Origin of the sequence: Chryseobacterium sp. 2TAF14 (assembly GCF_052115105.1) — a bacterium.
Taxonomy (GTDB): domain Bacteria; phylum Bacteroidota; class Bacteroidia; order Flavobacteriales; family Weeksellaceae; genus Chryseobacterium.
On sequence record NZ_JBFRGA010000350.1, the window covers coordinates 1 to 606 of the forward strand.

The 606-nt window shown below is 25.1% G+C and carries 1 protein-coding gene; it reads left to right on the top strand.

What is annotated here, in order from left to right:
* A partial coding sequence (locus AB4Y90_RS18125; protein WP_441558952.1) for a hypothetical protein occupies nucleotides 1-606 on the top strand: 606 nt, incomplete at both ends.

The window sequence follows — 606 nt, forward strand, 5'->3', positions numbered from 1 at the left end:
TTTATATACTGTTTTTAGTAGGTGTGATGGAGGCTATCTTGTTTTACGTTTTAAAAAAAATGAATTTTATTTCTATTCCCCACAGGAAGGAACTAATTACATTATTAAAGATATTAAGTATAGTAATGATAGTTATATCATAAACACAACTGGCTATTATTTTTTGAAAGGGGAGAATATTTTAAAACAAAATGACACTTGGTTTCTAGAAAAACAAGATGATTTGTTGTGGACTTTTAAAAATAAAAATTGGGATAAGAATATAACTTTATCTGATAGCTTAAATATAAATAGGAGAAAAATCAATTACAAGATTCAACCATGCAGGGAATGTTATGAAAACTGTGAGGAGCCAACAGTAAATAATAATTTAATTGGAAATTGGAAAATAAATTGTGATTCCCCAATAGGAATATCTATAAAGGAAAATGAAATAACAATAACAGTAGAACCTAATCAATTTTATATCCACTTAAATAAAATGGAAGGAAAAAATAAAGCTACTAATGATTTTCAATATAAATTAAAAAAAATGGAAGGTTTTGGATCTAAAGATATAGATTCTGATGTTTATTATAATGATAAAGAAGTTGCAATTGTAAAAGA